This is a genomic window from Mesorhizobium sp. FG116, assembly GCF_057809835.1.
Map to the genome: position 1 here is coordinate 1 of NZ_JBMDKS010000021.1, position 25,681 is coordinate 25,681.

25 protein-coding genes, 1 tRNA gene and 1 riboswitch are annotated in these 25,681 nt (G+C 59.4%); of the genes, 18 read left to right on the forward strand and 8 right to left on the reverse strand.

Annotated elements, in window-relative coordinates; all coding sequences use genetic code 11:
- The first annotated feature begins 162 nt into the window (after nucleotides 1–162).
- A complete protein-coding gene (locus ACODTY_RS16335; protein WP_488995272.1) occupies nucleotides 163–1,056 on the forward strand; it encodes an alpha/beta fold hydrolase in 894 nt (297 codons plus the stop codon).
- A 147-nt stretch (nucleotides 1,057–1,203) separates the two neighbouring features.
- Here the strand turns inward: ACODTY_RS16335 and ACODTY_RS16340 are convergent.
- Nucleotides 1,204–1,294: transfer RNA gene (locus ACODTY_RS16340), tRNA-Ser, on the reverse strand.
- A 437-nt stretch (nucleotides 1,295–1,731) separates the two neighbouring features.
- Between ACODTY_RS16340 and ACODTY_RS16345 the strand changes: the two genes are divergently transcribed.
- From ACODTY_RS16345 to ACODTY_RS16355, 3 genes are all read left to right on the forward strand, one after another.
- The gene (locus ACODTY_RS16345) at nucleotides 1,732–2,829 is read left to right on the forward strand and encodes a porin (RefSeq protein WP_488995273.1); all 1,098 of its coding nucleotides are present in this window, start codon (nucleotides 1,732–1,734) and stop codon (nucleotides 2,827–2,829) included.
- Between the two features lie 236 nt (nucleotides 2,830–3,065).
- The gene (locus tag ACODTY_RS16350) at nucleotides 3,066–4,709 is read left to right on the forward strand and encodes a sulfotransferase (RefSeq protein WP_488995274.1); all 1,644 of its coding nucleotides are present in this window, start codon (nucleotides 3,066–3,068) and stop codon (nucleotides 4,707–4,709) included.
- A 138-nt stretch (nucleotides 4,710–4,847) separates the two neighbouring features.
- Nucleotides 4,848–5,954: a pyridoxal phosphate-dependent aminotransferase gene (locus ACODTY_RS16355; RefSeq protein ID WP_488995349.1), complete on the forward strand. Its 1,107-nt coding sequence runs from the start codon at nucleotides 4,848–4,850 to the stop codon at nucleotides 5,952–5,954.
- Nucleotides 5,955–5,995: 41 nt separating this feature from the next.
- Here ACODTY_RS16355 and ACODTY_RS16360 read toward each other — a convergent pair whose 3' ends face one another.
- On the reverse strand, nucleotides 5,996–6,562 hold the full coding sequence (locus ACODTY_RS16360; RefSeq protein WP_488995275.1) for a histidine phosphatase family protein: 567 nt from the start codon (nucleotides 6,560–6,562) through the stop codon (nucleotides 5,996–5,998).
- Nucleotides 6,563–6,674: 112 nt separating this feature from the next.
- A riboswitch (adenosylcobalamin (AdoCbl) riboswitch) is annotated at nucleotides 6,675–6,816 on the forward strand.
- A gap of 2 nt (nucleotides 6,817–6,818) precedes the next feature.
- On the opposite strand from ACODTY_RS16360, the gene ACODTY_RS16365 reads away from it, so the two are divergent.
- The 7 genes from ACODTY_RS16365 to ACODTY_RS16395 all read left to right on the forward strand — a co-directional run bounded on the left by ACODTY_RS16365 (nucleotide 6,819) and on the right by ACODTY_RS16395 (nucleotide 13,934).
- Nucleotides 6,819–7,028, forward strand: coding sequence for a CbtB domain-containing protein (locus tag ACODTY_RS16365; RefSeq protein WP_488995276.1), 210 nt, complete (start codon nucleotides 6,819–6,821; stop codon nucleotides 7,026–7,028).
- A 10-nt stretch (nucleotides 7,029–7,038) separates the two neighbouring features.
- Nucleotides 7,039–7,794, forward strand: a complete 756-nt coding sequence (locus ACODTY_RS16370) for a CbtA family protein (protein WP_488995277.1) — start codon at nucleotides 7,039–7,041, stop codon at nucleotides 7,792–7,794.
- The gene (locus tag ACODTY_RS16375; RefSeq protein WP_488995278.1) at nucleotides 7,739–8,440 is read left to right on the forward strand and encodes a hypothetical protein; all 702 of its coding nucleotides are present in this window, start codon (nucleotides 7,739–7,741) and stop codon (nucleotides 8,438–8,440) included. Before ACODTY_RS16370 ends, ACODTY_RS16375 begins: the two co-directional genes overlap by 56 nt.
- Nucleotides 8,441–8,520: 80 nt before the next feature.
- Complete coding sequence (locus ACODTY_RS16380) at nucleotides 8,521–9,162, forward strand: TetR/AcrR family transcriptional regulator (RefSeq protein ID WP_488995279.1); 642 nt, start codon at nucleotides 8,521–8,523, stop codon at nucleotides 9,160–9,162.
- Nucleotides 9,131–10,294, forward strand: coding sequence for an isovaleryl-CoA dehydrogenase (locus ACODTY_RS16385; protein WP_488995280.1), 1,164 nt, complete (start codon nucleotides 9,131–9,133; stop codon nucleotides 10,292–10,294). Before ACODTY_RS16380 ends, ACODTY_RS16385 begins: the two co-directional genes overlap by 32 nt.
- Before the next feature lie 2 nt (nucleotides 10,295–10,296).
- The gene (locus ACODTY_RS16390) at nucleotides 10,297–11,904 is read left to right on the forward strand and encodes a carboxyl transferase domain-containing protein (protein WP_488995281.1); all 1,608 of its coding nucleotides are present in this window, start codon (nucleotides 10,297–10,299) and stop codon (nucleotides 11,902–11,904) included.
- An 83-nt stretch (nucleotides 11,905–11,987) separates the two neighbouring features.
- Complete coding sequence (locus tag ACODTY_RS16395) at nucleotides 11,988–13,934, forward strand: acetyl/propionyl/methylcrotonyl-CoA carboxylase subunit alpha (RefSeq protein ID WP_488995282.1); 1,947 nt, start codon at nucleotides 11,988–11,990, stop codon at nucleotides 13,932–13,934.
- Between the two features lie 84 nt (nucleotides 13,935–14,018).
- On the opposite strand, the gene ACODTY_RS16400 is transcribed toward ACODTY_RS16395, so the two are convergent.
- Together ACODTY_RS16400 and ACODTY_RS16405 are read right to left on the reverse strand one after the other, a co-directional pair.
- Nucleotides 14,019–15,140, reverse strand: a complete 1,122-nt coding sequence (locus ACODTY_RS16400; protein ID WP_488995283.1) for an ABC transporter substrate-binding protein — start codon at nucleotides 15,138–15,140, stop codon at nucleotides 14,019–14,021.
- A gap of 260 nt (nucleotides 15,141–15,400) precedes the next feature.
- Complete coding sequence (locus ACODTY_RS16405; RefSeq protein WP_488995284.1) at nucleotides 15,401–15,667, reverse strand: sel1 repeat family protein; 267 nt, start codon at nucleotides 15,665–15,667, stop codon at nucleotides 15,401–15,403.
- Nucleotides 15,668–16,093: 426 nt separating this feature from the next.
- Between ACODTY_RS16405 and ACODTY_RS16410 the strand changes: the two genes are divergently transcribed.
- Nucleotides 16,094–16,435 carry a DUF2147 domain-containing protein gene (locus ACODTY_RS16410; protein WP_488995285.1) on the forward strand — a complete coding sequence of 114 codons (342 nt, stop codon included), beginning with the start codon at nucleotides 16,094–16,096 and terminating at the stop codon, nucleotides 16,433–16,435.
- 56 nt (nucleotides 16,436–16,491) lie between these two features.
- Here ACODTY_RS16410 and ACODTY_RS16415 read toward each other — a convergent pair whose 3' ends face one another.
- Nucleotides 16,492–17,196 (reverse strand): glutathione S-transferase N-terminal domain-containing protein, encoded by a 705-nt coding sequence (locus ACODTY_RS16415; protein ID WP_488995286.1) that lies wholly within the window; start codon nucleotides 17,194–17,196, stop codon nucleotides 16,492–16,494.
- A gap of 169 nt (nucleotides 17,197–17,365) precedes the next feature.
- On the opposite strand from ACODTY_RS16415, the gene ACODTY_RS16420 reads away from it, so the two are divergent.
- The 3 genes from ACODTY_RS16420 to ACODTY_RS16430 all read left to right on the forward strand — a co-directional run bounded on the left by ACODTY_RS16420 (nucleotide 17,366) and on the right by ACODTY_RS16430 (nucleotide 19,312).
- On the forward strand, nucleotides 17,366–17,521 hold the full coding sequence (locus ACODTY_RS16420; RefSeq protein ID WP_488995287.1) for a hypothetical protein: 156 nt from the start codon (nucleotides 17,366–17,368) through the stop codon (nucleotides 17,519–17,521).
- A gap of 20 nt (nucleotides 17,522–17,541) precedes the next feature.
- Nucleotides 17,542–17,736, forward strand: coding sequence for a hypothetical protein (locus ACODTY_RS16425; protein ID WP_488995288.1), 195 nt, complete (start codon nucleotides 17,542–17,544; stop codon nucleotides 17,734–17,736).
- 118 nt (nucleotides 17,737–17,854) lie between these two features.
- The gene (locus ACODTY_RS16430; RefSeq protein ID WP_488995289.1) at nucleotides 17,855–19,312 is read left to right on the forward strand and encodes an AMP nucleosidase; all 1,458 of its coding nucleotides are present in this window, start codon (nucleotides 17,855–17,857) and stop codon (nucleotides 19,310–19,312) included.
- Between the two features lie 16 nt (nucleotides 19,313–19,328).
- Here the strand turns inward: ACODTY_RS16430 and ACODTY_RS16435 are convergent, their stop codons facing one another.
- Nucleotides 19,329–19,937 carry a DUF922 domain-containing Zn-dependent protease gene (locus ACODTY_RS16435; protein ID WP_488995350.1) on the reverse strand — a complete coding sequence of 203 codons (609 nt, stop codon included), beginning with the start codon at nucleotides 19,935–19,937 and terminating at the stop codon, nucleotides 19,329–19,331.
- 240 nt (nucleotides 19,938–20,177) lie between these two features.
- Here ACODTY_RS16435 and ACODTY_RS16440 point away from each other — a divergent pair, with 240 nt between their 5' ends.
- The gene (locus tag ACODTY_RS16440) at nucleotides 20,178–21,062 is read left to right on the forward strand and encodes an endonuclease/exonuclease/phosphatase family protein (protein WP_488995351.1); all 885 of its coding nucleotides are present in this window, start codon (nucleotides 20,178–20,180) and stop codon (nucleotides 21,060–21,062) included.
- 59 nt (nucleotides 21,063–21,121) lie between these two features.
- Here ACODTY_RS16440 and ACODTY_RS16445 read toward each other — a convergent pair whose 3' ends face one another.
- A complete protein-coding gene (locus ACODTY_RS16445) occupies nucleotides 21,122–22,801 on the reverse strand; it encodes an electron transfer flavoprotein-ubiquinone oxidoreductase (RefSeq protein WP_488995290.1) in 1,680 nt (559 codons plus the stop codon).
- A 312-nt stretch (nucleotides 22,802–23,113) separates the two neighbouring features.
- Between ACODTY_RS16445 and ACODTY_RS16450 the strand changes: the two genes are divergently transcribed.
- Together ACODTY_RS16450 and ACODTY_RS16455 are read left to right on the forward strand one after the other, a co-directional pair.
- Nucleotides 23,114–23,683 (forward strand): hypothetical protein, encoded by a 570-nt coding sequence (locus ACODTY_RS16450; protein ID WP_488995352.1) that lies wholly within the window; start codon nucleotides 23,114–23,116, stop codon nucleotides 23,681–23,683.
- Between the two features lie 61 nt (nucleotides 23,684–23,744).
- Entirely contained in the window at nucleotides 23,745–24,605 is an 861-nt protein-coding gene (locus ACODTY_RS16455) for a uracil-DNA glycosylase (RefSeq protein ID WP_488995291.1), read from the forward strand.
- A gap of 18 nt (nucleotides 24,606–24,623) precedes the next feature.
- Here ACODTY_RS16455 and ACODTY_RS16460 read toward each other — a convergent pair whose 3' ends face one another.
- Entirely contained in the window at nucleotides 24,624–25,574 is a 951-nt protein-coding gene (locus tag ACODTY_RS16460) for a DMT family transporter (RefSeq protein ID WP_488995292.1), read from the reverse strand.
- Nucleotides 25,575–25,681: the final 107 nt, after the last annotated feature.

Here is a 25,681-nt window from a genome sequence, read left to right on the forward strand (position 1 = left end):
CGAGCCGAGCAAAGCGATGGCGATGCTGTCCGGGATCCATTCCGTGACAAACCGGAAGTGCGCAGGCAAGGCAGAAGGCGCGCTGGATCATGCCCCGCCTGTCACCGGCATGACATATCTCGCGTTTGACCGTTCTTGGCCCTCCCGATACCAATCGCTGTCATGAACATCGCCGACAACCAGTCCTATTCCGACTTCTTCTACCAGTCTGCGGATGGTTTGCGGCTTCACGCTCGCATCTACGGCGAATCGCGGTCCGACATATGGCCAGCGGTCTGCCTGCCCGGCCTCACCCGCAACGCGCGCGATTTTCACGAACTGGCGCTCCATCTGTCGAAAAGCGCGCCGATCCCTCGGCAGGTCGTGGCATTCGACTATCGCGGGCGTGGCCAGTCCGACCACGATCCGAACCACAACAATTATAATGTCGGAATGGAAGCGGCAGACATCATCGCCGGCCTCGCCGCACTCGGCATCGAGCAGGCGGCCTTCATCGGCACCTCGCGCGGCGGCCTCATCATCCATGTGCTTGGCGCGATGCAGCCAGACATACTGAAAGCCATCGTTCTCAACGACATCGGCCCAGTCATTGAAGCAGCGGGGCTTGCCAACATCCGCGCCTACCTGCAACGTTCGCCCCGCCCACTCAGCTTTGCCCAAGCCGTAGCGGCACAGAAGGCGGCGCACGGTGCGGACTTCCCCGCACTTAACGAGCGCGACTGGGAACGCATGGTTGAAGCGCTCTACCGCAAAGGCAGCGGAGAACTCCTGCCAGACTTTGACCCGGCGCTAGTGGACACTCTTGCCGGCATAGATTTCACACAGCCCCTGCCGACGCTTTGGCCGCAATTCGATGCACTGGCGAAAATCTCCATGCTCGCCATTCGCGGCGAAAACTCTCGGCTGCTTTCGGCCGCGACCCTTGAGGACATGCAGCGTCACCATCCCGGCATGGAAACCGTCATCGTTGCGGGTCAAGGCCACGCGCCGTTCCTGGAGACCGGAAACCTGCCGCAAACCATTGCCGACTTCATTGACCGGGCGGAGCAGGGCTGAGTCGGCGAATCGCAATCCGCGGCCAGCGACTGGGTGTGAGACACGCTAACGAATGCGAAGCGTCCGCAAGCCCGACCGGGCGTCGCGCGGTCAGCGCGCCCCATCGGAGCCGTGAGCGAAGCGAACTGGCGTGAGATAAATAAAGACTGGCGGAGAGGATGGGATTCGAACCCACGAGAAGCTTTTGACCTCTACTCCCTTAGCAGGGGAGCGCCTTCGACCACTCGGCCACCTCTCCGTTGCGGCGGTGGATAAAGAAAAGGGGCGGCACAATCAATAAGGGGCGCACCGCATTCTTTGAAAAATGCCGCCAACCTTGCAAATATCGGTTCGCAACAAGGCCAACTGCGCGAACTTGCACACCTGTCTGTGCTGATTCCTGTCCAAAGCCCAGAAATGGCCGGATGCAAGCGGCCCAGACCGCCCTATGGTTAATGAGTGCTTTCGGCACGGGGCCAAATCGTGTCATTTGTGCAACAACAACGGTGGATAGCATTCACCATAGCCCATTGGCGGTACGATCATTGTTGAACCGGGCAGATCGATGGGTAATGTCACTTTCGAAGGAGAGGCGCGGTGCGCGTCTTTTTCGGTAGTGGGGATGGGGCAGGGAACGCTGTCCTTCAGCAAAAAATACCCAGACCCGTTTTTTAACTTTTGACTGGAGGTCAGAAAATGAACATTAAGAGCCTTCTTCTCGGCTCCGCTGCGGCTCTGTTCGCAGTCTCCGGTGCGCGCGCCGCCGACGCTGTCGTCGTCGCCGAGCCGGAACCGGCTGAATACGTCAAGATCTGCGACGTGTACGGCGCTGGCTACTTCTACATCCCCGGCACCGAGACCTGCCTGCGCGTCGGCGGCTACGTCCGTTACGACATCGGCGTTGGCGAGGGCGCTTACGGCGGCCACAATGACGTTCCGGATCTTCTCGACGGTGGCACCAACGACACCTTCCACAAGCAGGCTCGCTTTACGCTGCGCACCTGGACCGGTTCGGAAACCGAACTCGGCACCTTGAAGACCTACACCGAGACCCGCTTCAACTTCCGCGAAGGCCACCACGCCACCGCGTATGATGGTGACGGCGACGGCGACACCGATTTCACGCTCTCCAGTGAATCTGGCTGGTCGCTGAACTTCGCCTGGATCCAGCTCGGCGGTCTCCGCATTGGTAAGGACGAGTCGGTCTTCACGACCTTCACCGGCTATGCTGGCAATGTGATCGGCGACGATATCGTTTCCTACGGCTCGTTCGACACCAACCTGATCAGCTACTATTTCGACGCTGGCAACGGCTTCTCGGCCGTGGTCTCGCTCGAAGAAGGCGCTGGCGCCGATTCGATCGACAGCTACGTCCCGCACGTTGTTGTTGGTGCGAAGTATACGCAGGGCTGGGGTGCGATCACTGCCGTCGGCGGCTACGACAGCAACTGGGAAGAATGGGCTGGCAAGATCCGTTTGGACGTGAATGCGTCTGAGCAGCTGTCGCTGTTCGTCATGGCCGGCTACGGCACGGACGACAATGTTGGCTCCAACTTCTTCAAGACCTGGAATGAGAACTGGGCTGTCTGGGGCGGCGCGTCCTACCAGTTCAACGAGAAGGCTGCCTTCAACTTCCAGGCTTCTTATGATGAAGATGAGACGTTCGCTCTCGCAGCTAACGTTGCTTACACGGTTGTTCCCGGCCTCGTTGTAACGCCGGAAGTAACCTTCACCGACCCCGCAGCTGGTGACAGCACGGTCGGCGGCTGGCTCCGCTTCCAGCGCTCGTTCTAATCAGCTGACAAGCTGATCTGAATTGCGGCCCGTGATCTTCGGATCACGGGCCGTTTCTATTTTTGGACAAGGCGTGAAGCCCTCTCCCCGATCTTGAAGCCCTTGGCATATTGGCTTAGACCCACCTGAGGCTCACCGAACGCGGCAGATCGATCATAAACCGGGCTTTGAGACGACAGCAGGGTGCCAGAGGCGCCAATGGTGGAGCAGGCGGGCAACCGCCGGTCGGCGGAGCCTTGGACCAGCAGGTCAAGCAAGCGCTGGCCCTGCACCAATCGGGCCGGTTGGCAGACGCCGAAGCCCTCTATCGGCGAGTTCTCGCCCAACAGGCCAATCACGTCGCCGCACAGCATTTCCTCGGACTGCTCCTGCACCAGACAGGGCGTTCGGAAGGCGTGGCCTTGATCGCGCGCTCCATCAAGGGCGCTCCGAACAATTCGGATTTCCTGAACAACTACGGCACAGTCCTGCGTGACATCGGCAACCCTGATGCCGCGGCGGACGCTTTCCGCAAGGCTATAACCCAAAAGCCCGACCATCTTGGCGCACGAGACAATCTTGGCTCCATGCAGCGTCAATTCGGTCAATTCGAGGAATCTGAAGAGACGTTTCGTACCACGATCGCCCTGCATCCATTTCATATGCGCGCCAGAATCGGATTGGCGGAGACTCTGCAGGAAGCTGGACGGTTGGACGCCGCGATTGACGTGTTCAGCGAAGCCTTGTCGATTCGGCCCAAGGATGCCGACCTTCTATACGGACTTGGCGTATGCTTGATGGAAAAGGGCCGGATCGCAGAGGCAATGACGCAATTTCGCGCCGCCTTGGGGGTGCAACCCGCTTTGGCAAAAGCGTGGCTCATGCTTTCCCGCGTCAAGCACCAAGAAAACGCCGACGCCGAACTTGCAGCGATGCAGGCGCAGCACCAGCGATCCGCCGCCGACAGCGTTGAGCGGATGCAGCTCTCTTTTGGTCTTGGCAAAGCCCATGATGACCTCAAAATCTACGACAAGGCTTTCGATTTCTTCACCGAGGGCAACGCACTAAATCGCAGGCGGCTAAATTACGACAAGGCACGCACGCGAGCCGATTTCGAGGCAATGAAGGCGGCTTTTGACGCTGAGTTCTTCACTGAGCACAAACCGAGTGCGGTTAGAGACGAGACGCCGATCTTCATCGTCGGAATGCCGCGTTCCGGCACCACGCTGGTAGAACAGATCATCGCGAGTCACCCAGAGGTCCGTGGCGCCGGCGAACTATCGATCCTTAAAATGGCTGTGGGCGGGAACTTTCCTGTCGATATGAAGGGAGGCTTTCCGGCTGGCGTTGCACATATGCCCGACCGGGCCTTTGCCGATGCGGGCAAAGACTATGTTCAGATGCTGCATGCCCTTTATCCGGACAGCAAGCACGTCACCGACAAGATGCCGGGCAATTTCATGCTGATCGGCTTTCTGCACATGATGCTACCGAACGCCCGGATCATTCATTGTAGGCGTGATGCAGTGGCAACCTGCCTGTCGATCTTCAAGACGCATTTCCGTGGCGACAGCCACGCCTACAGCTACGACCTTGAGGAACTGGCAGATTTTCACAACCTTTACACCGACATCATGGCGCATTGGCGCAAGGTGTTGCCCGGCGTGATCCATGAGGTGCACTACGAGGATTTCGTCGCGGATCAGGAGGCCCAGACGCGAGCACTGATCAGCCATCTTGGGCTGCCTTGGAACAACGCTTGCCTGAATTTTCATGAAACCGACAGACCGGTGCGTACTGCTTCGGCCGCACAGGTACGCCAGCCGATGTACAAAGGCTCGATCGATCTCTGGAAGCGTTACGGCGACAAGCTCCAACCCCTGATCGAGCGATTGACCTAGGTTCCGGCATATGTGCGCAACCGCCTGCGTGGTGCAGGTATTTGTCCCCACACCTTGACGGCACGGTATTATCGCAGGACTGGAAAGGTCATAATAAATTTCCAGCCATTGAACCGACCCAAGCCGAACAGGTATTTCATGCTACCTCCCCTCACCCCGCTTATCGAAGCACTGCCCTCTACAGTCCCTTTTGTCGGGCCAGAAGCGCAGCAACGTGCCAGCGGCAGGATTTTCCGTGCGCGTATTGGCGCCAATGAAAGCAGTTTTGGCCCTTCGCCCACTGTCATTGCGAAGATGCGCGATGTCGCCCGTGACATGTGGATGTACTGCGACCCTGACAATCATGACCTGAAGGTCGCTGCGGCGGCACACCACGGTGTCCAACCGCAGAATATTGTCGTCGGCGAAGGCATTGATGGCCTGCTCGGCCTGATCGTCCGCATGTATCTCGCCCCCAGCGAACCAGTGGTTACATCGCTTGGGGCCTATCCAACCTTCAATTTCCATGTCGCTGGCGTCGGCGGAAGGCTGGTTACAGTACCCTATGAGAATGACAAGGAGAGCCTGGACGGCCTGCTTTCCGCGGTTCGCAGGGAGAATGCGCGGCTGGTCTATCTGTCCAACCCGGACAACCCGATGGGAAGCTGGTGGGAAGCGGCAGAAATCGAACACTTCATCGACGTCTTGCCCGAAACCACCATGCTCATTCTTGACGAAGCCTATTGCGAACTGGGCCCGGCCTCGGCCGTACCGCCAATAGATGTTGCCCGGCCGAATGTTGTCAGGATGCGGACGTTCTCGAAAGCCTATGGCCTGGCGGGCATACGCTGCGGCTATGCCGTCGGTGAAGCGCAGGTAATCACTGCGTTCGAGAAGATCCGAAATCACTATGGCGTCAGCCGCATGGCTCAGATCGCCGGCGAAGCCGCCTTGGCAGACCAAGCGTACCTCGCCAAAGTCGTAAGTCAGGTGGATGCAGGCAGGCAGCGGATCGCGACGGCCGCTACAGACAACGGTCTGGTGCCGCTTCCATCCGCGACGAATTTCGTCACCATCGATTGCGGACGTGATGGCGCTTTTGCCCTCAAGGTGCTGCAAGCGATGCTCGCGCGCGATGTCTTTATCCGCAAACCGATGGCGCCGGGGCTCGACCGCTGCATCCGTGTAAGTGTCGGCCTCGATCACGAACTGGATATTTTTGCCGAAGAATTGCCGGGTGCTCTCGCTACCGCACGGGGCAACTGACGCAGTGGATGGCAGCTCATATTAAGTTTTGATTCAGTCAGTTAGGCTCTCCGGCCGTTTATCCTTAGCGCCCAACGCCTGCCATCACTGGTGAGTTCGGTTACGCTTAGAGGCTCAACATCAATCTTCCAGAATGCTCGCATCGGCGCCCCCAGGATAGTGACAAGCGCTGAGCGAATCACCGCCGGATGCGTAACCGCAATCGTGTGCCCCTTCAGCACCATGATCTCACCCAGGAAAGGCACGATCCGCGCAACCAACGTGGTCAGCGATTCGCCGCCAGGGGGCGCGGCTTCCGGGTCGTTCAGCCAAATGGCAAGCGCTTCCGGCTCCGATTTCTGCAGGTCTGAAAGCTTCTTTCCTGCCCATCGACCGAAATCCAGATCGCGGAGCGCCTCAATCGGCTCGCTTGCTAATGCGAACGCTGTGGCCGTCTGCGTCGCGCGTAAAAGCGGGCTGGTCCATACGCGGTCGGCCCTGGGCAATCTACCTGCCTGCGCAACCGCGGCATCGGCAGCGTTCTGCACCAGCGGTTCATTGAGCGGAAATGTCCCCTTCCGATTGGCCTCGGTTGCCCCACTGCATAAAAAGGTCAAGCGCGCCGTCATGATGATGAATCCAATTTTTAGACCCGGAGACCCTAGTGCTTTGTGCGCCCGGATTTAAAGCGTCGATCTCTGATCGACTGCGCATTTCATTGACAGTCATGAGCCGCGCCGGTACTGTTTTTTGTAGGTAACGGGTTTGGAAGCCGGTGGGAATCCGGCACGGTCGCGCCACTGTGATCGGCACTTTGCCGAGAGTCAGGACTTTCCCGCTACCAGGCACTGAATCAACGGGACGCAGTATCCCAGGAGCTATGAAATGTCCGATGTCGCCTACGCACCAAGTGCGCTACCTCAGCCTATTCCTGTGCGCGAAATTCTGCCTTGGGCGCTTTTCGGCGGACTGCTCATGCTGATCGCGATTTACTTCATTGGTTCCGAAGAGGGCGCTATGACGCTTGTCTCGGGGCTGAACACGCATGAATTCGTTCATGACGCCCGCCATCTGCTCGGTTTCCCCTGCCACTAGGAGACTGAAAATGGTTGGAAGTCTTTTGTTGCGCGGGATGCTGGTCGGCATCCTGGCAGGACTATTTGCGTTTGGATTCGCCCGCATTTTCGGTGAACCCCAGGTCGACCGCGCCATTGCTTATGAAGAGCAGATGGCCTCGGCGGAAGCGGCTGCATCCGGGCAACCGGCTGAAGAAGAGCCCGAATTGGTTAGCCGTGGAACACAGGCGGGCATCGGCCTGCTGACGGGTTCCGTCATCTATGGCGCTGCCATCGGCGGATTGTTCGCACTTGTGTTTGCCTATGTTTACGGTCGGATCAGCCCGCTCGGACCGCGCGCCACAGCCGCCCTGCTCGCGCTGGGCGCATTCATTGCGGTCGTCCTTGCGCCGGCATTGAAATACCCGGCAACTCCGCCGGCCGTGGGCAATCCTGAAACAATCGGCGCGCGAACCGAACTGTTCTTCGTGATGTTGTTGGTCTCGATTGCAGCTTCCGTTGCGGCGGTCGCACTGGCTCGGCGCCTGTGGGCCCAATATGGAGCCTGGAATGCCGGTATTGTCGGCGCTGCGGCCTTCATCGCCATTATGGTCGTCGTCCAATATGCGCTGCCGACGATCAACGAGATCCCGGAAGGCTATTCGGCTGATCTGCTCTGGCGCTTCCGCACCTCGTCGCTCGGAATGCACGCCGTGCTTTGGACTGTTATCGGCCTGGCGTTCGGCGCCCTTGCAGAAAAAAGCTTTGCAAGCCGTTCCGACCGCCGCCGCGCAGCCTTGCGTTAAAATCATGCAGCGGCGCATTTCGAAATCGAAATGCGCCGCTGTCAGCATTTGCCTCGGCCTGACCGTGCTGGCGTCCACAGACGCATTCGCCCACCGGCGAACGTCCGACGGCGATATGAGTGGCCTACCGATAGCCAGCCTTTCACACGGCCAGATGGCGGTAATTTCGAAATACCGCAGCGAAATTCTCGATCTAGCTGAACGCCAAAGCCGGACTGACGAAACATTCCATCGCCTCAAGAACTTCGGCGCGATCCAGTACACATACTGCCTTTGGGGATTGGTGCCCGGCAGCCTAAAGGACGAAACCAGTCCCTTCAACGAATGCAGTCACGCTTATCTTTCAGCAGCTCGCGAACTGCTCGCCTATATGCGCGAGACATCACCCGACAGGCAGGCTGTAGAAGACCTCATCTCGCGTATCGACGTGGATATGGTGCGCAACCAAGCATCCTTCGTGCAGTGCCAGTACAGCGCCGAATCCTTCAATACGGCGAGCCTCGTCCGTCCCGTCTTGAGCGATGTGCCCACTCATCTGCCCAGCCTAGCCGCCTTTTCGGGCTTTGCTACGGTCTTGGTGGCAGGCCCATTTGTCCTTGCCGGCATGACAAGACGAAAACCCGACGACGCCAAACGACGCGGATAAACCTGACTTGCCCGCGCTATGGTTGCTACCCCTTGAATTAATTGAACGTTCGTTTTATTATTTCAACAACGAGGGAAGCGATGGCGCGCACGACCGGTTCGGACGGCGAAAAGACGGAAGCAGCGATCCGCGAGGCAGCGGTCGAGCTGATTGCGCGCTACGGCTACGAAGCCGTATCGATGCGCCAGCTCGCTGCAGAGGTCGGCGTGCAGGTGGCGGCACTCTATCGATACTTCCCGACCAAGGAAGATCTGCTTTTCACGCTCATGCGCGAGCATATGAACGCCCTGCTGGCCGCATGGAACGCCGGGCGCCCCGCAACGTCAGACCCGATAGCGCGCCTCATTGCCTATGTCGCCAACCACATCGCGTTCCATATTGAGCGGCGACCGTCGACGCATATTTCCAACATGGAATTGCGTAGCCTCTCGCCCGAACGGCTGACGCAGATTCTCAAGCTGCGCACCGCTTACGAGAAGGAACTGCGCGCCATCCTGCGCGACGGTAGCGACGACGGCTGCTTCGACATCGATGACACCGGGCTCACCGCCATGGCGCTGATCCAGATGATGACGGGCGTCATCGTCTGGTTTCGACCGGGTGAGCGGCTATCGGTCGAAGGCGTGACGGAAACATATCTTTCGATGACAATGCGCCTTGTCGGCGCAACAATGAGCCGGGAGCAAGACCATGTACACACACGCGCTCAACTTCGGGCTTGACGAGGACGTCGCGGCCCTTCGCGATCTCGTTCAGCGCTTTGCCCAGGAAAAGATTGCGCCGCTCGCGACGGAGGTCGACCGCAGCAACGAGTTCCCCGCACATCTGTGGCAGGAGATCGGCGCACTCGGCCTGCTCGGCGTCACCGCCGACCCGCGCTATGGCGGCACTGGCATGGGCTACCTCGCCCACGTCGTAGCGATGGAGGAAATTTCGCGCGCTTCCGCCTCAGTCGGCCTCTCCTACGGCGCGCATTCCAACCTGTGCATCAACCAGATCAACCGCTGGGGCACGAACGAGCAAAAGGAAAAGTATCTTCCGAAGCTCTGCTCGGGCGAAGCGGTGGGCGCGCTCGCCATGTCCGAACCCGGCTCCGGTTCCGACGTCGTCTCCATGCGGCTACGCGCCGAAAAGAAGAACGACCGCTATGTGCTTACCGGCTCCAAGATGTGGATCACCAACGGGCCCGATGCCGACACGCTCGTTGTCTATGCCAAGACAGACCCGGAGCGGAAGTCGCGCGGCATCACCGCATTCTTGATCGAGAAGGGTTTTGCCGGCTTCTCCGTGGCGCAGAAGCTGGACAAGCTCGGCATGCGCGGCTCCAACACCGGTGAACTGGTGTTCGACAATGTCGAGGTGCCGTTCGAGAACGTGCTCGGCGAAGAAGGGCGCGGGGTCGAAGTCCTGATGTCGGGCCTTGATTACGAACGCACAGTGCTCGCCGGCGGCCCGCTCGGTATCATGGCCGCGTGCCTCGACGTGGCCGTTCCTTACGTGCACGAGCGCAAGCAGTTCGACCGCCCGATTGGCGATTTCCAACTCGTCCAGGGCAAGTTGGCCGACATGTACACCACGCTCAACGCCTGCCGAGCCTATGTCTATGCAGTAGCGTCGGCCTGCGACCGTGGCGAGACCACCCGCAAGGACGCCGCCGGCTGTATCCTATACGCCGCAGAAAAGGCGACGCAGTGCGCGCTCGACGCCATCCAACTCCTGGGCGGCAACGGCTACATCAACGATTACCCAACCGGCCGCCTACTGCGCGACGCCAAGCTCTACGAGATCGGCGCCGGCACCTCCGAAATCCGCCGCTGGCTGATCGGCCGCGAGATGATGTCCGAAGAGGTCTAGCGATGGCCGTCCTGCATTCGCAACTCTCCCCCTCCTCCGAAGCCTTTCGCAGCAATGCCGAAAAGATGCGGGCGCTGGTCGCCGACATCTCGGACAAGGCCGCGCATGTGCAGCGCGGCGGCTCGGAAGAAGCCCGCCACCGTCATGCGGCACGCGGCAAGCTGTTGCCGCGTGACCGGCTGGCGCAACTTCTCGACACCGGTTCTCCCTTCCTCGAGATCGGCCAGTTCGCTGCCTTCGACATGTATGGCGGAGACATCGCATCAGCTGGCATGATCGCGGGCATTGGCCGCGTCGAAGGCCGTGAAGTCATGGTGGTGGTGAATGATGCCACGGTGAAAGGCGGCACCTATTACCCGCTCACCGTGAAGAAGCATTTGCGTGCGCAGGAAATCGCGCTGCAGAATAATCTGCCCTGCATTTACCTTGTCGATTCTGGAGGCGCCAACCTGCCCAACCAGGACGAGGTATTCCCCGACCGCGATCATTTTGGGCGCATCTTCTACAATCAGGCTACCATGTCGGCGGCGGGCATTCCGCAGATCGCCTGCGTCATGGGATCATGTACTGCCGGCGGCGCATACGTGCCGGCGATGGCAGATGAATCGATCATGGTTCGCAAACAGGCAACCATCTTCCTCGGCGGGCCGCCGCTGGTGAAGGCTGCAACAGGCGAGGAAGTCAGCGCAGAAGACCTCGGCGGCGCGGACCTGCACACGCGCGAATCCGGCGTGGCCGATCATCTGGCAGTCAATGACGAACATGCGCTGGCCATCACGCGTCGGATCGTGAAGAACCTGAACCGTAACAAGGCCATAGGCTTAAATCTGCAGGAACCTGCGTCCCCGCTTTACGCCCCGGATGAGATCTACGGCATCGTACCCACCGATGCGCGCCAGCCGTATGACGTGCGCGAGGTCATCGCACGCATTGTCGACGGCTCAGAGTTCGACGAATTCAAGCAGAATTACGGCACCACTCTGGTCACCGGCTTTGCCCATCTCTACGGCATGCCGGTCGGCATCATCGCAAATAATGGCGTTCTGTTTTCCGAGTCGGCGGTCAAAGGCACGCATTTCATCGAATTGTGCTGCCAGCGCGGCATTCCTTTGGTCTTCCTGCAAAATATCACCGGCTTCATGGTCGGTCGCAAATACGAGGCCGGGGGCATCGCCAAGGACGGCGCCAAGTTGGTGATGGCGGTGGCAACCGCACAAGTGCCAAAGGTGACGATGATCATCGGCGGCTCATTCGGCGCTGGCAACTACGGCATGTGCGGCAGAGCCTATTCGCCGCGCTTTCTATGGATGTGGCCGAACGCGCGCATTTCAGTGATGGGCGGCGAGCAGGCCGCAATGGTGCTGGCGCTGGTCAAGCGCGAAGGCATCGAGCGAAAGGGCGGCACCTGGAGTGCCGAGGAAGAAGCCGCGTTCAAGCAGCCAACGCTGGAGAAATACGAGCGCGAGGGTCACCCCCTCTATTCCTCCGCCCGGCTGTGGGACGATGGCATAGTCGATCCGGCAAAGTCGCGCGACGTGCTGGCGCTCAGCCTCAGCGCTGCGTTGAACGCGCCGATCCCGGAAACGAAGTTCGGCGTGTTCAGGATGTGATCGATGCGCCATCAACAAGACTTACCCAAGAACCTCGCTCACATCCTCTCATACCTGCAAACGGATTCGGGAGATTTGCGCTAATGTTCTCGAAAATCCTGATCGCCAATCGAGGCGAGATCGCCTGCCGGGTCATCCGGACTGCGCGCAGGCTGGGTGTCAAGACGGTCGCGGTTTATTCCGATGCCGATGCGCGTGCCCTGCATGTCGAAATGGCCGACGAAGCGGTGCATATCGGCCCGTCTCCAGTCGGGGAAAGCTATCTGCGGGGCGACAAGATCATTGCGGCGGCCAAGCAGACTGGGGCAGAAGCAATCCATCCCGGCTACGGCTTTCTTTCCGAGAACCCCGATTTCGTCGATCAGGTAGTGGCTGCCGACCTCACCTTCATCGGACCCTCAGCCACTTCAATCCGCGCGATGGGCCTCAAGGATGCGGCCAAGCGGCTGATGGAGAAAGCTGGCGTACCCGTTGTGCCCGGCTATCATGGCGAGGCGCAGGAGATCGTGGTGCTGGCCTCCAAGGCGCGCGAGATCGGCTATCCGGTGCTCATCAAGGCGCGAGCCGGCGGCGGCGGCAAGGGTATGCGGCGGGTCGATGATCCGGACGATTTCGCCGAGGCATTGTCAGGGGCGCGGCGCGAAGCCAAGACCGCTTTTGGCGACGACCGGGTGCTGGTGGAGAAGTATGTCGACAAGCCGCGCCATATCGAAGTGCAGGTATTCGGCGACAATTACGGCAATGCAGTCCATCTTTACGAGCGCGACTGCTCTGCCCAGCGCCGCCACCAAAAGGTCATCGAGGAAGCCCCTGCGCCGGGCATGACACCGGAACTGCGCGCAGCGATGACAGAAGCGGCAGTTACGGCCGCGAGGGCCATTTCCTCTTCCGGTGCAGGCACCATCGAGTTCATTGTCGATGCTTCGCAGGGCCTAAAGGCCGATCGCTTCTGGTTCATGGAAATGAACACGCGCCTGCAAGTCGAGCATCCGGTGACCGAGATGATCACCGGCATCGACCTTGTCGAATGGCAGTTGCGGGTGGCTTCGGGTGAAATACTGCCCAGGAAGCAGGACGAAATAAAGCTCGACGGCCATGCGTTCGAAGCGCGTCTTTATGCGGAAGACGCCACGAAAGGCTTCCTCCCGGCAACCGGAACATTACACCACCTGAAGTTCCCCGATGTTCCGCCGCAGGACGCTTCGATGCGCATCGAGACCGGTGTGCGGGCTGGTGACAGTATATCGCCCTTCTACGACCCGATGATCGCAAAGCTTGTCGTCCATGCCGACAATAGGGAAACCTCCCTTGCGGCGTTGCGCGATGTACTGGCGCGAACGGAAGTTGCCGGCTCCACTGTGAACACCGCCATTCTTGCTGCATTGGCAAGCGACCCGGACTTCGCGGCCGGCGATGTCGACACCGGATTGATAGGCAGGCACCAAGATGCGCTGACGGCCCTCCCCTTGCCCAATTCCCTGGCTGTGGCCGCTGCGGCATTCGCCGCCTCGGGTCTCAACGAACGGCAGGCTTCGAATGACCCTTGGTCGGGGATCGGCGGATATGCCCATTTCCATGGGCTCGAGCGGGAAATCCGCTTGAAGTATGGCGAACACGAGGTTCCGGCCAGGCTCATGACCGGAACCGACGGCACCACCGTCAGGCTATACGGCGAGATCGTCAGACTCGGATCCGTCAAGGGCCAGCGTGTGGCGCGCTGGCCGGGGCATGTCACCGTCTTCGACGGAGCAGTCGGCCACACCTTCCAGGTGCCGGACCCGCTGGCGCGCGCGGAGCAAGCGTTGGCCGGAACGGGCAGCCTGCGCGCGCCAATGCCGGGACTGGTCAAGGTGGTGCGCGCGGCCAAGGGTGACGGCGTCGCCAAGGGCCAACCGCTGCTGATCCTCGAAGCGATGAAGATGGAGCATACCATCGCGGCTCCGCATGACGGAGTCATTGCCGAAATCGCCGCCGAAGGCGAGCAGGTCAGCGACGGCACGGTCCTGGTGAAATTCGCGGAAGAGGCCTGACGAGCGTCGATCTCGCTGGAATGGGCTGGAAAAACGAAAATGGCCGGGGCGACCCGGCCATTTCCTTTTTGTCTCGCAACAGCATCAATCCTGCGAGATCGGGGCGTACTTGCCGTCGTGCCACTGATTGATGTCATAGCTGGCGTTCTTCAGGTCGCCCTTTTCGTCAAAGGTCACCGGGCCGACCACCGTATTGATCGGCTCGCCATTCTTCAGCGCTTCGGCAACCTTCATCGGGTCATCGGTGCCCGCACGCTTCACACCCTCGGCGACAGCCTGCACGACGGCGTAGGAAAACAGCGTAAAGCCTTCCGGCGTGAAGCCGCCAGCCTTGATCTTTTCAACCGCTTCCTTGGCCTCCGGCTTGGCCTGCGGATCGGAGGGGAACACGAACATCGTGCCTTCGCCCGCCGGGCCGGAAATCTGCCAGAATTCCGGCGATGCAATGGAGTCGGGCATGATGAGCTGGAACTTGAAGCCCTGCTCAGCCGACTGGCGCAGGATCAAGCCCGCCTCCGGATGATAGCCGCCGAAATAGACGACATCGGCCTTCAATTCCTTCAGCTTGGTCACAAGCGCGGCATAGTCCTTCTCGCCGGCGTTGATGCCCTCGTACATTACCTCCTTGAGGCCGCCAGCGTTCATCGTTGCCCGAACCGCGTCGGCGATACCTTGGCCGTAGGCGCTCTTGTCGTGAAGGATGACGACATTCTTGCCGGCATACTTCTTGGCGATCCACGGCCCGATGAAATTGCCCTGTGCGTCGTCACGCGTGTAAAGGCGCATGATTGTCGGCCAACCCTTGGCCGCCGCATCATCGGTCAGAACCGGATTGGACGAGGCAGGGCTCATCATCAGCGCGCCGGACTCAGCATAGACCGCAGAAGCCGGAATGCTCGAGCCGGAGCAGGCATGGCCATCGATGAACTTGACGCCGTTGGCGACAATGCGGTTCGCAACCGACACCGCCTGCTTCGGGTCACACACGTCGTCCTCTATGGAAAGCTTGATCTGATTGCCGTTAACGCCGCCGGCGGCGTTGATCGCATCAGCAGCCGCCTGGGCGCCGTGCTTGAACTGGTCGCCAATGGTGGCCAGTTGCCCCGTCATCGGCCCGACAACGGCAATCGTAATGTCTGCGGCATAGGCTGCCGTAGTGCCGAGAGCCAGGCCCAGAATGGCACCAGCCAGAAACTTGCTCTTCATCGCGTTGCACTCCCTTGCTCGCGCAACGCCACAGACGGCTGCGCTGGTTCAATGCTGCGCAACATTTGCCTGTTTCATCATGCCTGTCCAGAGACAGCGCTTTCCGCGACTGCGGCAAAAAGCAAAGGCCGCGCCGATCTTGTTTCGATCGGTCGCGGCCTAGCTGGCACAAGCTTCCCCGACGCCCCCGCGCCACGAAATCCCGTTTGCCTTCCCTGTTCCGGGCCAGGGCTCTTGGAGCAGCCCGGTGCTGCAATTCGTCAGTGCATCGTCATCCATTCACGCGCTTCGCGCAGCGCCTGGGCAATTTCCATCTTCGACATGGTTGCCGACAACTCGGAGCGCAATTCTGCCGCTCGGGCCGAACCCTTGATCGCTGCGATGTTGAACCACTTGTGGGCAGCGACCGGATCAACCGCACAATCGCGGCCGGTTGCGTACATCATGCCGAGTTCAAAAAGGATGTCGGCCTGTGCCGTGGCGCCCATCGTGCCGAAGCCAGCCTCAAGCATTTCAAAACGTGCCATTTTAGTCCCCTGTCCTGCTCCTGAGCGCCGCCTTGCTTGGTCCGTGGAGGCTGCCCGTTCGATGGTTTGGAGAATGCAGCAGGGGCTTGAATCCGTCGTTAAATGACGTGCTTAACTTGAAGAAAACAAAGCTAAAACAATAGGTAAACGTGTTAATTCGTTAAGGATAGAAATCCAGCAACCACGCGGTTTCTCGATCAAATTGATGAAAATACGCCGGACGGAATTCAAGACTTCGCTAACCACAGAAAAGCATGAGGCCATCGCGATAGCTTCATTCCAATGGCAATGAGGGGCAAAAAAGGCTCAAAAAAACGCACCGCTTTCCGTTGCGGCACCGCTTTTTCTTTGGTGAAGACTGAATTAGCTTACGTTTGCGTAAGAGGCAAAGCGGGCTGAACCTAACAGGCCGACAGGGAGGAGACGATGTTTTATAAGTCTTGCTTGGCAGCAATCGCCATTCTCGTGGCGGCTGGATCGGCTTCAGCCGATCCCATCGAGGGAACGTGGAAACGCCCGAACGGCACCTTGATCTCTTATGCCGGGAGTGGATCGAAATTCTGCGGCACAGTGATGACCGGTGAATATAAGGGCAAGTCGATCGGCTGCATGAATGGCACCAATGGCCAGTATCAAGGCACGGTCAACAAACTTGACGAAGGCAAGACCTACAATGGCAAGGCAAGTGTTTCGGGAAACACCTTGTCACTGTCCGGCTGCGTGCTGGGCGGCCTGATCTGCAAGAGCGAGAACCTCGCCCGTCAGTAATTTGCATTTGACTACGGAAAGCTGCCGGCAAAACCGGCAGCTTTCCACTTGCTTGGCTAGGCTCGCGCCTTCTGACCAAACAGCACTTTCTGCGCTTCCTTGTCGTCGGCCAGATTGCGGCGATGCTCCTGTCCGATTTCGACACCCTTCACCACGGCAGGCCTCTCCGCTATTTCCTCGAACCACCTTTTCAGGTTGGCGAAATCCGCAAGGTCCTGGCCTTGGTTCTTGTAGGGCCTCACCCAGGGAAATGCGGCCATGTCGGCGATCGAATACTCACCGGCAAGAAAATCCCGATCAGCGAGGCGCTTGTTCATGACACCATAGAGCCGGTTGACCTCATTGGTGTAACGGTCGAAGGCGTAAGGAATCTTTTCCGGAGCATACTGGCGGAAATGATGCGCCTGTCCGGCCATCGGACCAAGCCCGCCCATTTGCCAGAACAGCCATTGATCGACCTCCGCACGCTGACGCTCGTCGGCGGGATAAAACCTGCCGAACTTGCGACCCAGATACTGCAGGATGGCGCCTGACTCGAAAACGGAAATCGGCTTTCCATCCGGCCCTTCCGGGTCGACGATCGCCGGCATGCGGTTGTTGGGAGAAATTTTCAGGAACGACGGCTCAAACTGTTCGCCACGGCCTATGTTCACGTATTTGATTGCGTACGGGACGCCAAGTTCCTCCAGCAGGATCGAAATCTTGTGGCCGTTCGGAGTTGGCCAGTAGTAAAGCTCAATTGGCATTGTCTGCGACGTCATTCCAGTTTCTCCGAATGGATGAATGTCCTTGCACATAGGCCTCGCACCGATGGACGCAAGGCACACGGGCGTCAAAACACCGTCAATAAATTTGAACCGAAGATGAACGGCCTTCTCAGAGGCGGTTCAGGGGCGTGGGGGCATTGTCGGTCCAACAAAGGGGACTGACATGCTTGCTCGCCGTTTCACCATCGTCTGCCTGCTCACGACTTTGTTCGGTATCGGCTTTGCGATCATCGTTGCGGAAGCCAGTCGCCAGCCTCGGCATTGGGACGAGGCCCGGTCAGGCGCTTGCTTCACCACTTGCGGCCAGTTCGGCCGTTAACCGAGATCTGGATCGCCACCATGAACAACTTCTCCAACAATGCCATCAAAGCCCTGCGGTTGCTGCCGCGCGCTTTTTGCATTCTGCTCGTGCTGGCGGCTCCAGTCCTGGCGGTGCCCAGCATGCGTGACCATGCAGGCTCTACCATCGAAGCTCCAGCCCTGAAGAAAAACGGCGTCGGCTTTGTCCTTCTTGTGAGCTTGCAGCGCGGCTAAGCTGCAAGAGTAACCGATATATGGAGGAGGATGGTCACCCCCTCCCCACTGTCCAGACAAGGCCCTATAGTGGGCCATGGAAAACCGAATCTACCCGCAAGCCATTGAAAACGTCGTGATGCCCGAGCCCTTCGCGCGGCAAAGTTTCGACGATCCCGCCGAAGCAGTCGCGGCATTGCAAATGCTTTACGCGCGCAACACAAAGTTCCTGCGCGACTCGTTTTCGGCTCTTGCTTCGGGCGGCGACATCAACACGCGCTACCGGGCTTTTTATCCGGAAGTAGGCGTCGTCACCAACTCCTTCACGCAGGTGGATTCACGCCAGGCCTATGGCCATATGCCGACACCTGGCCATTTCTCGACCACGATCACGCGCCCGGACCTGTTCCAGAGCTATCTTGAGGAACAGCTTCGCCTGATTATTCGCAACCACGGCGTTCCGGTGATGGTCTCGGAATCAAGAACACCGATACCGCTGCATTTTGCCTTCCTTGAAGGCAGCTATGTCGATGGAGCTGCAGCCGAACGCATCCGCCGGCCGATCCGTGACCTGTTCGACGTGCCGGATCTGGATGGCACCGACGACCAGATCGCCAACGGAACCTTCGAAGTGGCGCTTGGCGAAGCCCGGCCGCTGGCCCCTTTCACAGCACAGCGCATCGACTACTCACTGCACCGGCTGTCGCACTATACGGCCACCACGCCCAATCACTTCCAGAACTTCGTGCTGTTCACCAACTACCAGTTCTACATAGATGAGTTCGTCGCCCAGGCTCGAGAGCTTATGGCGGCCGGTGGCGGCGGCTATACGGAGTTCGTGGAGCCCGGCAACACGGTAACGAAAGCGGGTGAAAGCCGCTCGAGCGATACCGTCGCATTCAGGCTGCCACAAATGCCCGCCTATCACCTGAAGAAGCCCAACCATGGCGGCATCACCATGGTCAACATCGGTGTCGGCCCTTCAAACGCCAAGACGATTACCGATCATATCGCGGTGCTGCGGCCGCATGCCTGGGTCATGCTCGGCCACTGCGCGGGGCTGCGCAATACGCAGGCGTTGGGCGACTATGTGCTGGCCCACGCCTATGTGCGCGAGGATCATGTCCTCGACGACGACCTGCCCGTGTGGGTGCCTATCCCGCCGCTGGCGGAAATCCAGGTGGCGCTTCAGGAGGCCGTGCAGGAAGTGACCGGGCTTTCCGGATATGACCTCAAGCGCATCATGCGCACCGGTACCGTCGCCACCATAGACAACCGCAACTGGGAACTGCGCGACCAGCGTGGTCCCGTCCAGCGGCTTTCACAATCGCGCGCTATCGCGCTTGACATGGAATCGGCGACGATTGCGGCGAATGGCTTCCGCTTCCGGGTCCCTTACGGCACGCTGCTGTGCGTTTCCGACAAGCCTCTGCACGGCGAGTTGAAGCTGCCGGGCATGGCAACTGAGTTCTACAAGCGCCAGGTGGCCCAGCATCTCACAATCGGCATCCGGGCCATGGAAAAGCTGGCGGAGATGCCGATGGATCGGCTGCATTCGCGCAAATTGCGGAGTTTTTCGGAAACGGCATTCCAGTAGGGGCGAGGTCGACCGGCTATTGTTCTGCGTTTACCAGCGCCAGTATCAGCCGGTGCATGTTGCCGCCATTGGCCATCTCAACCCGGTCGAAATCCCGGCTGCGCTCTCTTTGCCGAACTGAGGCCTGTGACAGCGACGGAATGATTGCTTTCCTTACCTTCTGGCATTTTGGGTCGTCAGCAGCCGAAAAGCCAATGGTGGCAGCCTCGATTTCCGCCAGCATCTCCTTGATATGAACGCCGTGCTCTTCCTCATGGAGGCGAACACCTTCGATGAAGGTGTCCCACTGCTTCTTGACGGCAGGCGGCAGATTGCCGGCGGGCTTGGGCAATGTGTAAGTGATGATCAGCTTTGGACGCGCCGAAACCAAGGTGCAGCCGCCATCGTCCTGTGGTTCGTATTTCCGCGACCACGTCAGCTTGAAGTTGGTGTGCGCTATGGCTCGTGCAACGCCGACCTTGGGGCCACGCTCGCCAATCGACCGGTAAAGCTCGATGCCTGAGCTACCGGAAATCGCGTAGTTTTCAACACGTTCAGTTGTCTCGGCGCTGGCATGGGTGCTCGGCACACTGGCTCCCAGAGCGATCACCAGCAAAACTATCCAAGGCCTCGCGGCTGATCGCATCTCGGCTCCATTAGTTATCGGTAAAAATTCGCCCGAAACATACGGACTGCGGGCCTTACCATCAATGAGCCGCAATTCCTTGGCCAATCAACGCGCATGAGCCGGGTTTCACCCTTTTTCCAGTCTTCGATCCTGTTTTGCCTGACTGCGGCAACCATTCCGCTGCTGCTGGGATTTTTCGGATCGCTGCACCCGGCTTTCGACTCGTTTGGCCATTTTCGCGTGCATCTTGCCATCGTCGTGGCCATTTTGGCGCTGCCGCTTTTAGCGACGACCCATCTGGTGCAAGCCGTTTCAGCTCTGGTCTTTGCGGTCGCAGCGTTTTCCACAACGACGGATACGCTGAACCTCATTGGCTTGAAGACCGTGCATGCCGCGTTCGAAGCCAAACCGACAGATAGAGCAGTTTATCGGCTTCTGCAGATCAATCTTCGCTTCGATAATCGCACGCCGGAAAAGGTCTTGTCGCTGATCGGGCGGACCACGCCCGATGTCGTTACTCTCGACGAAGTCTCAACCATGTGGGACGGGAAACTGGACCTGCTGAAAAGCGCCTATCCCTATCGCGTGACCTGCCCGCGGCCAAACGGGGTTTTTGGCGCCGCAATTCTTTCACGCCGGCCGTTCGCACAAGGCACGGAAACACATTGCTTCGAGCGCGGCGCGCTGGCTACGGCGACCGTCGATTTTGCCGGGGCTGAGATCGACGTTGCCGCAATTCACCTGGGCTGGCCGTGGCCTTTCGAACAGGCGCGCCAGATCGCGCTGCTTTCGCCGTCCATCGCCTCGCTCGCTCCAACAACAATTTTAGCTGGAGACCTGAATGCAACGCCGTGGAGCGCGGCGGCTCGCAACATTGCCGATGCAGGCGACCTGACGCTCATGCCCTCGGTCGGCGCAACCTGGCTGTTCCTTCAGTTGCCCGATTCAATACGCTTTGCCGGCCTGCCAATCGACAATGTATTCAGCAAGGGGGATGTCCTCATCCACTCCGCTGAACGCCTGGAAAGCGTTGGTTCCGATCATCTTCCGGTCTTGGTCGAGTTCTCGATCAAGCCTGGGAATGACCGGCCTGACGAAGAAGACGAAACGGCGACCGTTTCTGCTGAACAACTGCGCGGTTAGTACCCGTTGTCGTCACAGCTTCGCGCCGCCGGTATCCCGGACGGCGCGATGATGGCCCACTACATATTCGTGTAGACGGGACCTTCGCCGCCCTGTGGCGGAACCCAATTGATATTCTGGTTCGGGTCCTTGATGTCGCATGTTTTGCAGTGAACACAGTTCTGCGCATTGATGACAAAATGCACATCCTTGGCCGATGGATCGGCGGCCGCATTGCCGTCAGCATCCACCCATTCATAGACACCGGCCGGGCAATAGCGCGTCGAGGGCCCGGCAAAAACATCATGCTCCGACCGCTCCTGCATCGCCATGTCTTTGACCTGAAGATGGACAGGCTGATCTTCCTCATGGTTGGTATTTGAGAGGAATACCGAGGACAGACGGTCGAAAGTCAGCACGCCGTCCGGTTTCGGGTAATTTATCTTCTGGTGCTTGGACGCCGGCTCCAGCGATGCGGCGTCGGTCTTGCCGTGCTTCAGCGTGCCGAAAGGCGAGAAGCCAAATAGCGTATTCAACCACATATCGAGCCCGCCGACAGCGACACCGGCAATCGTACCGAAGCGCGACCAAAGCGGCTTGACGTTGCGTACCCTCTTCAGATCCTTGCCAATGGCGCTGCCGCGCCATGCATCTTCATAAGCCGACAACTCGTCATTGGCACGGCCCGCCGCGATTGCCTCGGCGACATTTTCGGCCGCCAGCATGCCGGAAAGCACGGCATTGTGCGAACCCTTGATGCGCGGCACGTTCACCAGACCCGCAGAACATCCCATCAGCACACCGCCGGGGAAGGACAGCTTGGGCACGGATTGCCAGCCGCCCTCTGTGATGGCGCGCGCTCCATAGCCGACGCGCTTGGCGCCCTCGAACGTGCCACGGATCGCCGGATGCGTCTTGAAACGCTGGAACTCTTCGAACGGCGAAAGATAAGGGTTCTTGTAGTTGAGGTGGACGACGAAGCCAACGGCGACCTGATTGTCCTCCAGATGGTAGAGGAATGAGCCGCCGCCGGTCTTCATGTCGAGCGGCCAGCCGAACGAGTGCTGGACCAGTCCCGGCTTGTGATTTTCCGGCTGGACCTGCCACAGTTCCTTCAGGCCAATGCCGAACTTGGCAGGGTCGCGCCCGTCCGCAAGATTGTACTTGGCGATCAGTTGCTTGGCGAGCGAGCCCCGCGCGCCCTCCCCGATCAGCACATATTTGCCCATCAGCGCCATGCCGGGGGCGTAGGCCGGCCCATGCGAACCGTCCTTCTCCACGCCCATATCGCCTGTGTAGACGCCGGTGACGGCACCAGCCTCATCGTAAAGCAGGCCGGCGGCGGCAAATCCCGGATAGATCTCGACGCCCAGCGCCTCTGCTTTCGCGCCAAGCCAACGGCACACATTGCCTAGCGAGACGATGTAGTTGCCGTGGTTGTTCATCAACGGCGGCATCAGGAAATTCGGCAGGCGGACGGATCCGGCCGGCCCGAGCACAAGGAAATGATCGTCCGTCACGGGTGTCTTGAAGGGATGATCGCTCTCGTCGCGCCAACCCGGCAGCAGACGATCGATGCCAATCGGATCAACCACCGCGCCTGAAAGGATATGTGCGCCGACCTCGCCGCCCTTTTCCAACACAACCACCGACAAGTCCGGATTGACCTGCTTGAGACGGATCGCAGCGGCCAACCCAGCCGGCCCCGCGCCGACGATAACCACGTCGAACTCCATGCTCTCGCGCTCGATATCGCTCATCAATCCCTCCGCACTGGCTGGCCGGTACTTTGCTGGCTCTTGCGCTCCATAGCGCATCAAATCGCGACGGAAAACCGGTGGCATCAGAACACCGGCGTTTTCCCTCGGCAAACGGTTGGCTCACAATATTTTACGTTCACGTAAACGTCAAATAATTGCGCACCTTTGCCTGGCAGGATCATCGCAGTTTTTTGAGTGTGCGGCTCCATCCTTATCCGCCATAGTGGACGAATGCGCACCTTTGCACGGCAGGGCTTGTCATTGACGCGCTTTCTGCGGCTGCCCGGCCATGCAGGGCCGCTGGTGGCTTTGATGTTCATCCTGGTGGCGGCTTTTGGGTGGGCTGCCAGGGCAGATGAGCAAAAACTTTGGGCTGCCGGGCCTTACACATTTTCCGATGAACTGGGTGGGTTCGAGATCACCGGCGTGTCGGGGAAAGGCACCCAGGACGACCCGATTGTCATTTCCGAGGAATTCCAATCGGCAACGCCGGTAACGCTCACCATTCGAGCGAGGCGCGAGATACGGCCGTTCGACCCTTCGGGAGACTATGTCAACGGCGTCCTCTACATGCGCATCGAGGCGCTCAACAACAGCGGCCACCCCTGGATCGAGTTCGAATTCGAGCTGCAGGAAATACTCGACCGACCGAGCGTATTCGGTGACGGCCTTTCCTTCGACCAGCGCAACAAGTCGCCGACCAACATCATATCCAGCAACTTCGCGAAGTTTGACCGCGATTTCGAACCTTATGACCGGCTGCTTTTCACTACCGGACAGGTCGATCCGCTGGCATCGGTATCGTTTCAATTCCTCGTCACCGATTACACGCCCCGTTGGACGTTCTATCTGGTACAGGATCCCCGCATCCCCTCCACGTGAAATCCGACAATCCGCTCAATGTGAACTTGCAAAGCGGGGTCCATACGTCGAATGTGCCGCCATGACTACCGCCACCTTCGACACGCTCTCCGATCTCACCGCCCTTCTTGCCTTCTATGCCGAAGCAGGGGTGGACGATGCGCTGGCCGATGACCCGGTGAACCGGCTTGAGCAGATTGCAAGGCAAGCTGATGCGCCGCCCAAAACATCGAACGCGTCTGTTCAGCCGCGCGAGCCAAGGCGCAGCCTCCAGCCGGCGGCTGCCCAACCCGCGCCCTCCCCTCAACGTGCGACCATAGCGGCAGTCCCAGACGAGCAACAGGCAGCCATGGCGCGGCAGTTGGCTGCCGGGGCAATGAACCTTGAGGAATTGCGCGAGCGGATGGCCTCATTCGACGGCTGCAACCTGAAATCTACCGCGAAAAACCTGGTTTTCGCCGATGGCAACCCGCAGGCCGACATCATGTTTGTCGGCGAAGCGCCGGGGCGAGACGAGGACATGGAAGGGCGGCCTTTCGTAGGTCGCTCCGGCCAGCTACTCGACCGGATGCTGGCGGCGATCGGGCTCGACAGGGATACTGTCTACATCGCCAATGTGATCCCTTGGCGGCCACCCGGCAACCGCGCGCCAACGCCGCATGAAACAGAGATTTGCCGGCCTTTCATCGAACGGCAAATCGAACTGGTCGGCCCCAAAGTGCTGGTTCATCTTGGCGGAGCCTCGGCCAAGACCCTGCTCAACACCACCGAAGGCATCCTGCGCTTGAGGGGCAACTGGCGCACCTATTCTGCCGCATCGGGAGCGACTATCCCTGCGATGCCGACGCTGCATCCCGCCTATCTGCTCAGAACGCCTGCGCACAAGCGCCTGGCCTGGCGCGACTTCCTCGAAGTGAAAATGAAGTTGCGATCGCTAGCATAGCGGCCAGCCGAATCTTGCTCACCCTTGGGATGGTATGACTTTCCGGGCGCGCGCGTGTTCCAATCCAAGCTGCCGTTCTCGGAAGATGATAAAGATCCCAGCCGCGACAACGATCAGGCCGCCGACCAGCATATAGGCCGTCGGAACATCGTCGAAGATGACATAACCCACGATGATGGCCAGGATCATCGAGGTGTATTCGAACGGAGCAACCACCGAAACCTCCGCGTGCCGGTATGCTGAGGTCATGAAGATTTGCGCTATGCCGCCGCAGAAGCCGGCAGTGATCAGCAGCATGACTTGGGCCGAGCTCATAGCGTCCCAGCCAAATGGCAGCGTCAAAAGGGCCAGCACGCTTGCCATCATGGAAAACCATAGGACGATGGTGGCCGTGCGCTCGCTGTGAACCAGATTACGGACCAGAAGTGCTGCCACCGCAGAACTGCCCGCGCCGGCGAGAGCCGCCATGACGCCCAGCACTTCCTGGTCGTCCATGGCGGAACCCGAACTGAGCAGCGTCAATTCCGGCCATGAGATGATGACGACACCTATCAACCCGACCGCAACCGCGCTCCAGCGGTAAAAGCGGATCGCCTCGCCAAGGAAAAGCGAACTGAATACGACAACAAGCAATGGCTGCGCGTAGTTTAGCGTTATCGCATCGGGCAAGGGCAGCCGGGTCAGCGCGAAAAAAGTAAAGCCCATCGAACACACACCGACCACGCCGCGAAAAATGTGGCCAACAGGACGCTTGGTTGCGAAGGCGGTACGGAGTTCGTGCTTGTAGAACAGGAAAACCAGGATTGGAAAAACGGCAAAGAAAGACCGGAAGAACACGATCTGACCTGCGGGCAACGGTCCCGCGGCCTTGATCAGCGAGGACATGGCAACGAAAATCGTCACCGACATGATTTTTAGCGCAATTGCGGTGAGAACGCCCCGTGAAGCGGGGACTTCCAGTGAAGTCACGTTGAAGTGGCGTCCTTTGTTGCCGTTTGGGTGTGCGCTGGTGTCGCGGACATGTTGACGAGGCCCCGTTTGATGTAAAGAACCGGGCTTTGGATGTCTTGGGCCAA

Bases quoted from the DNA above. Each gene is read 5' to 3' on its own strand.
- ACODTY_RS16335 (WP_488995272.1), top strand. From the start codon at position 163: ATGAACATCGCCGACAACCAGTCCTATTCCGACTTCTTCTACCAGTCT.
- ACODTY_RS16345 (WP_488995273.1), top strand. From the start codon at position 1,732: ATGAACATTAAGAGCCTTCTTCTCGGCTCCGCTGCGGCTCTGTTCGCA.
- ACODTY_RS16355 (WP_488995349.1), top strand. From the start codon at position 4,848: ATGCTACCTCCCCTCACCCCGCTTATCGAAGCACTGCCCTCTACAGTC.
- ACODTY_RS16360 (WP_488995275.1), bottom strand. From the start codon at position 6,562: ATGACGGCGCGCTTGACCTTTTTATGCAGTGGGGCAACCGAGGCCAAT.
- ACODTY_RS16365 (WP_488995276.1), top strand. From the start codon at position 6,819: ATGTCCGATGTCGCCTACGCACCAAGTGCGCTACCTCAGCCTATTCCT.
- ACODTY_RS16370 (WP_488995277.1), top strand. From the start codon at position 7,039: ATGGTTGGAAGTCTTTTGTTGCGCGGGATGCTGGTCGGCATCCTGGCA.
- ACODTY_RS16380 (WP_488995279.1), top strand. From the start codon at position 8,521: ATGGCGCGCACGACCGGTTCGGACGGCGAAAAGACGGAAGCAGCGATC.
- ACODTY_RS16385 (WP_488995280.1), top strand. From the start codon at position 9,131: ATGTACACACACGCGCTCAACTTCGGGCTTGACGAGGACGTCGCGGCC.
- ACODTY_RS16390 (WP_488995281.1), top strand. From the start codon at position 10,297: ATGGCCGTCCTGCATTCGCAACTCTCCCCCTCCTCCGAAGCCTTTCGC.
- ACODTY_RS16395 (WP_488995282.1), top strand. From the start codon at position 11,988: ATGTTCTCGAAAATCCTGATCGCCAATCGAGGCGAGATCGCCTGCCGG.
- ACODTY_RS16400 (WP_488995283.1), bottom strand. From the start codon at position 15,140: ATGAAGAGCAAGTTTCTGGCTGGTGCCATTCTGGGCCTGGCTCTCGGC.
- ACODTY_RS16405 (WP_488995284.1), bottom strand. From the start codon at position 15,667: ATGGCACGTTTTGAAATGCTTGAGGCTGGCTTCGGCACGATGGGCGCC.
- ACODTY_RS16410 (WP_488995285.1), top strand. From the start codon at position 16,094: ATGTTTTATAAGTCTTGCTTGGCAGCAATCGCCATTCTCGTGGCGGCT.
- ACODTY_RS16415 (WP_488995286.1), bottom strand. From the start codon at position 17,196: ATGACGTCGCAGACAATGCCAATTGAGCTTTACTACTGGCCAACTCCG.
- ACODTY_RS16420 (WP_488995287.1), top strand. From the start codon at position 17,366: ATGCTTGCTCGCCGTTTCACCATCGTCTGCCTGCTCACGACTTTGTTC.
- ACODTY_RS16425 (WP_488995288.1), top strand. From the start codon at position 17,542: ATGAACAACTTCTCCAACAATGCCATCAAAGCCCTGCGGTTGCTGCCG.
- ACODTY_RS16430 (WP_488995289.1), top strand. From the start codon at position 17,855: ATGCCCGAGCCCTTCGCGCGGCAAAGTTTCGACGATCCCGCCGAAGCA.
- ACODTY_RS16435 (WP_488995350.1), bottom strand. From the start codon at position 19,937: ATGCGATCAGCCGCGAGGCCTTGGATAGTTTTGCTGGTGATCGCTCTG.
- ACODTY_RS16445 (WP_488995290.1), bottom strand. From the start codon at position 22,801: ATGAGCGATATCGAGCGCGAGAGCATGGAGTTCGACGTGGTTATCGTC.
- ACODTY_RS16450 (WP_488995352.1), top strand. From the start codon at position 23,114: ATGTTCATCCTGGTGGCGGCTTTTGGGTGGGCTGCCAGGGCAGATGAG.
- ACODTY_RS16455 (WP_488995291.1), top strand. From the start codon at position 23,745: ATGACTACCGCCACCTTCGACACGCTCTCCGATCTCACCGCCCTTCTT.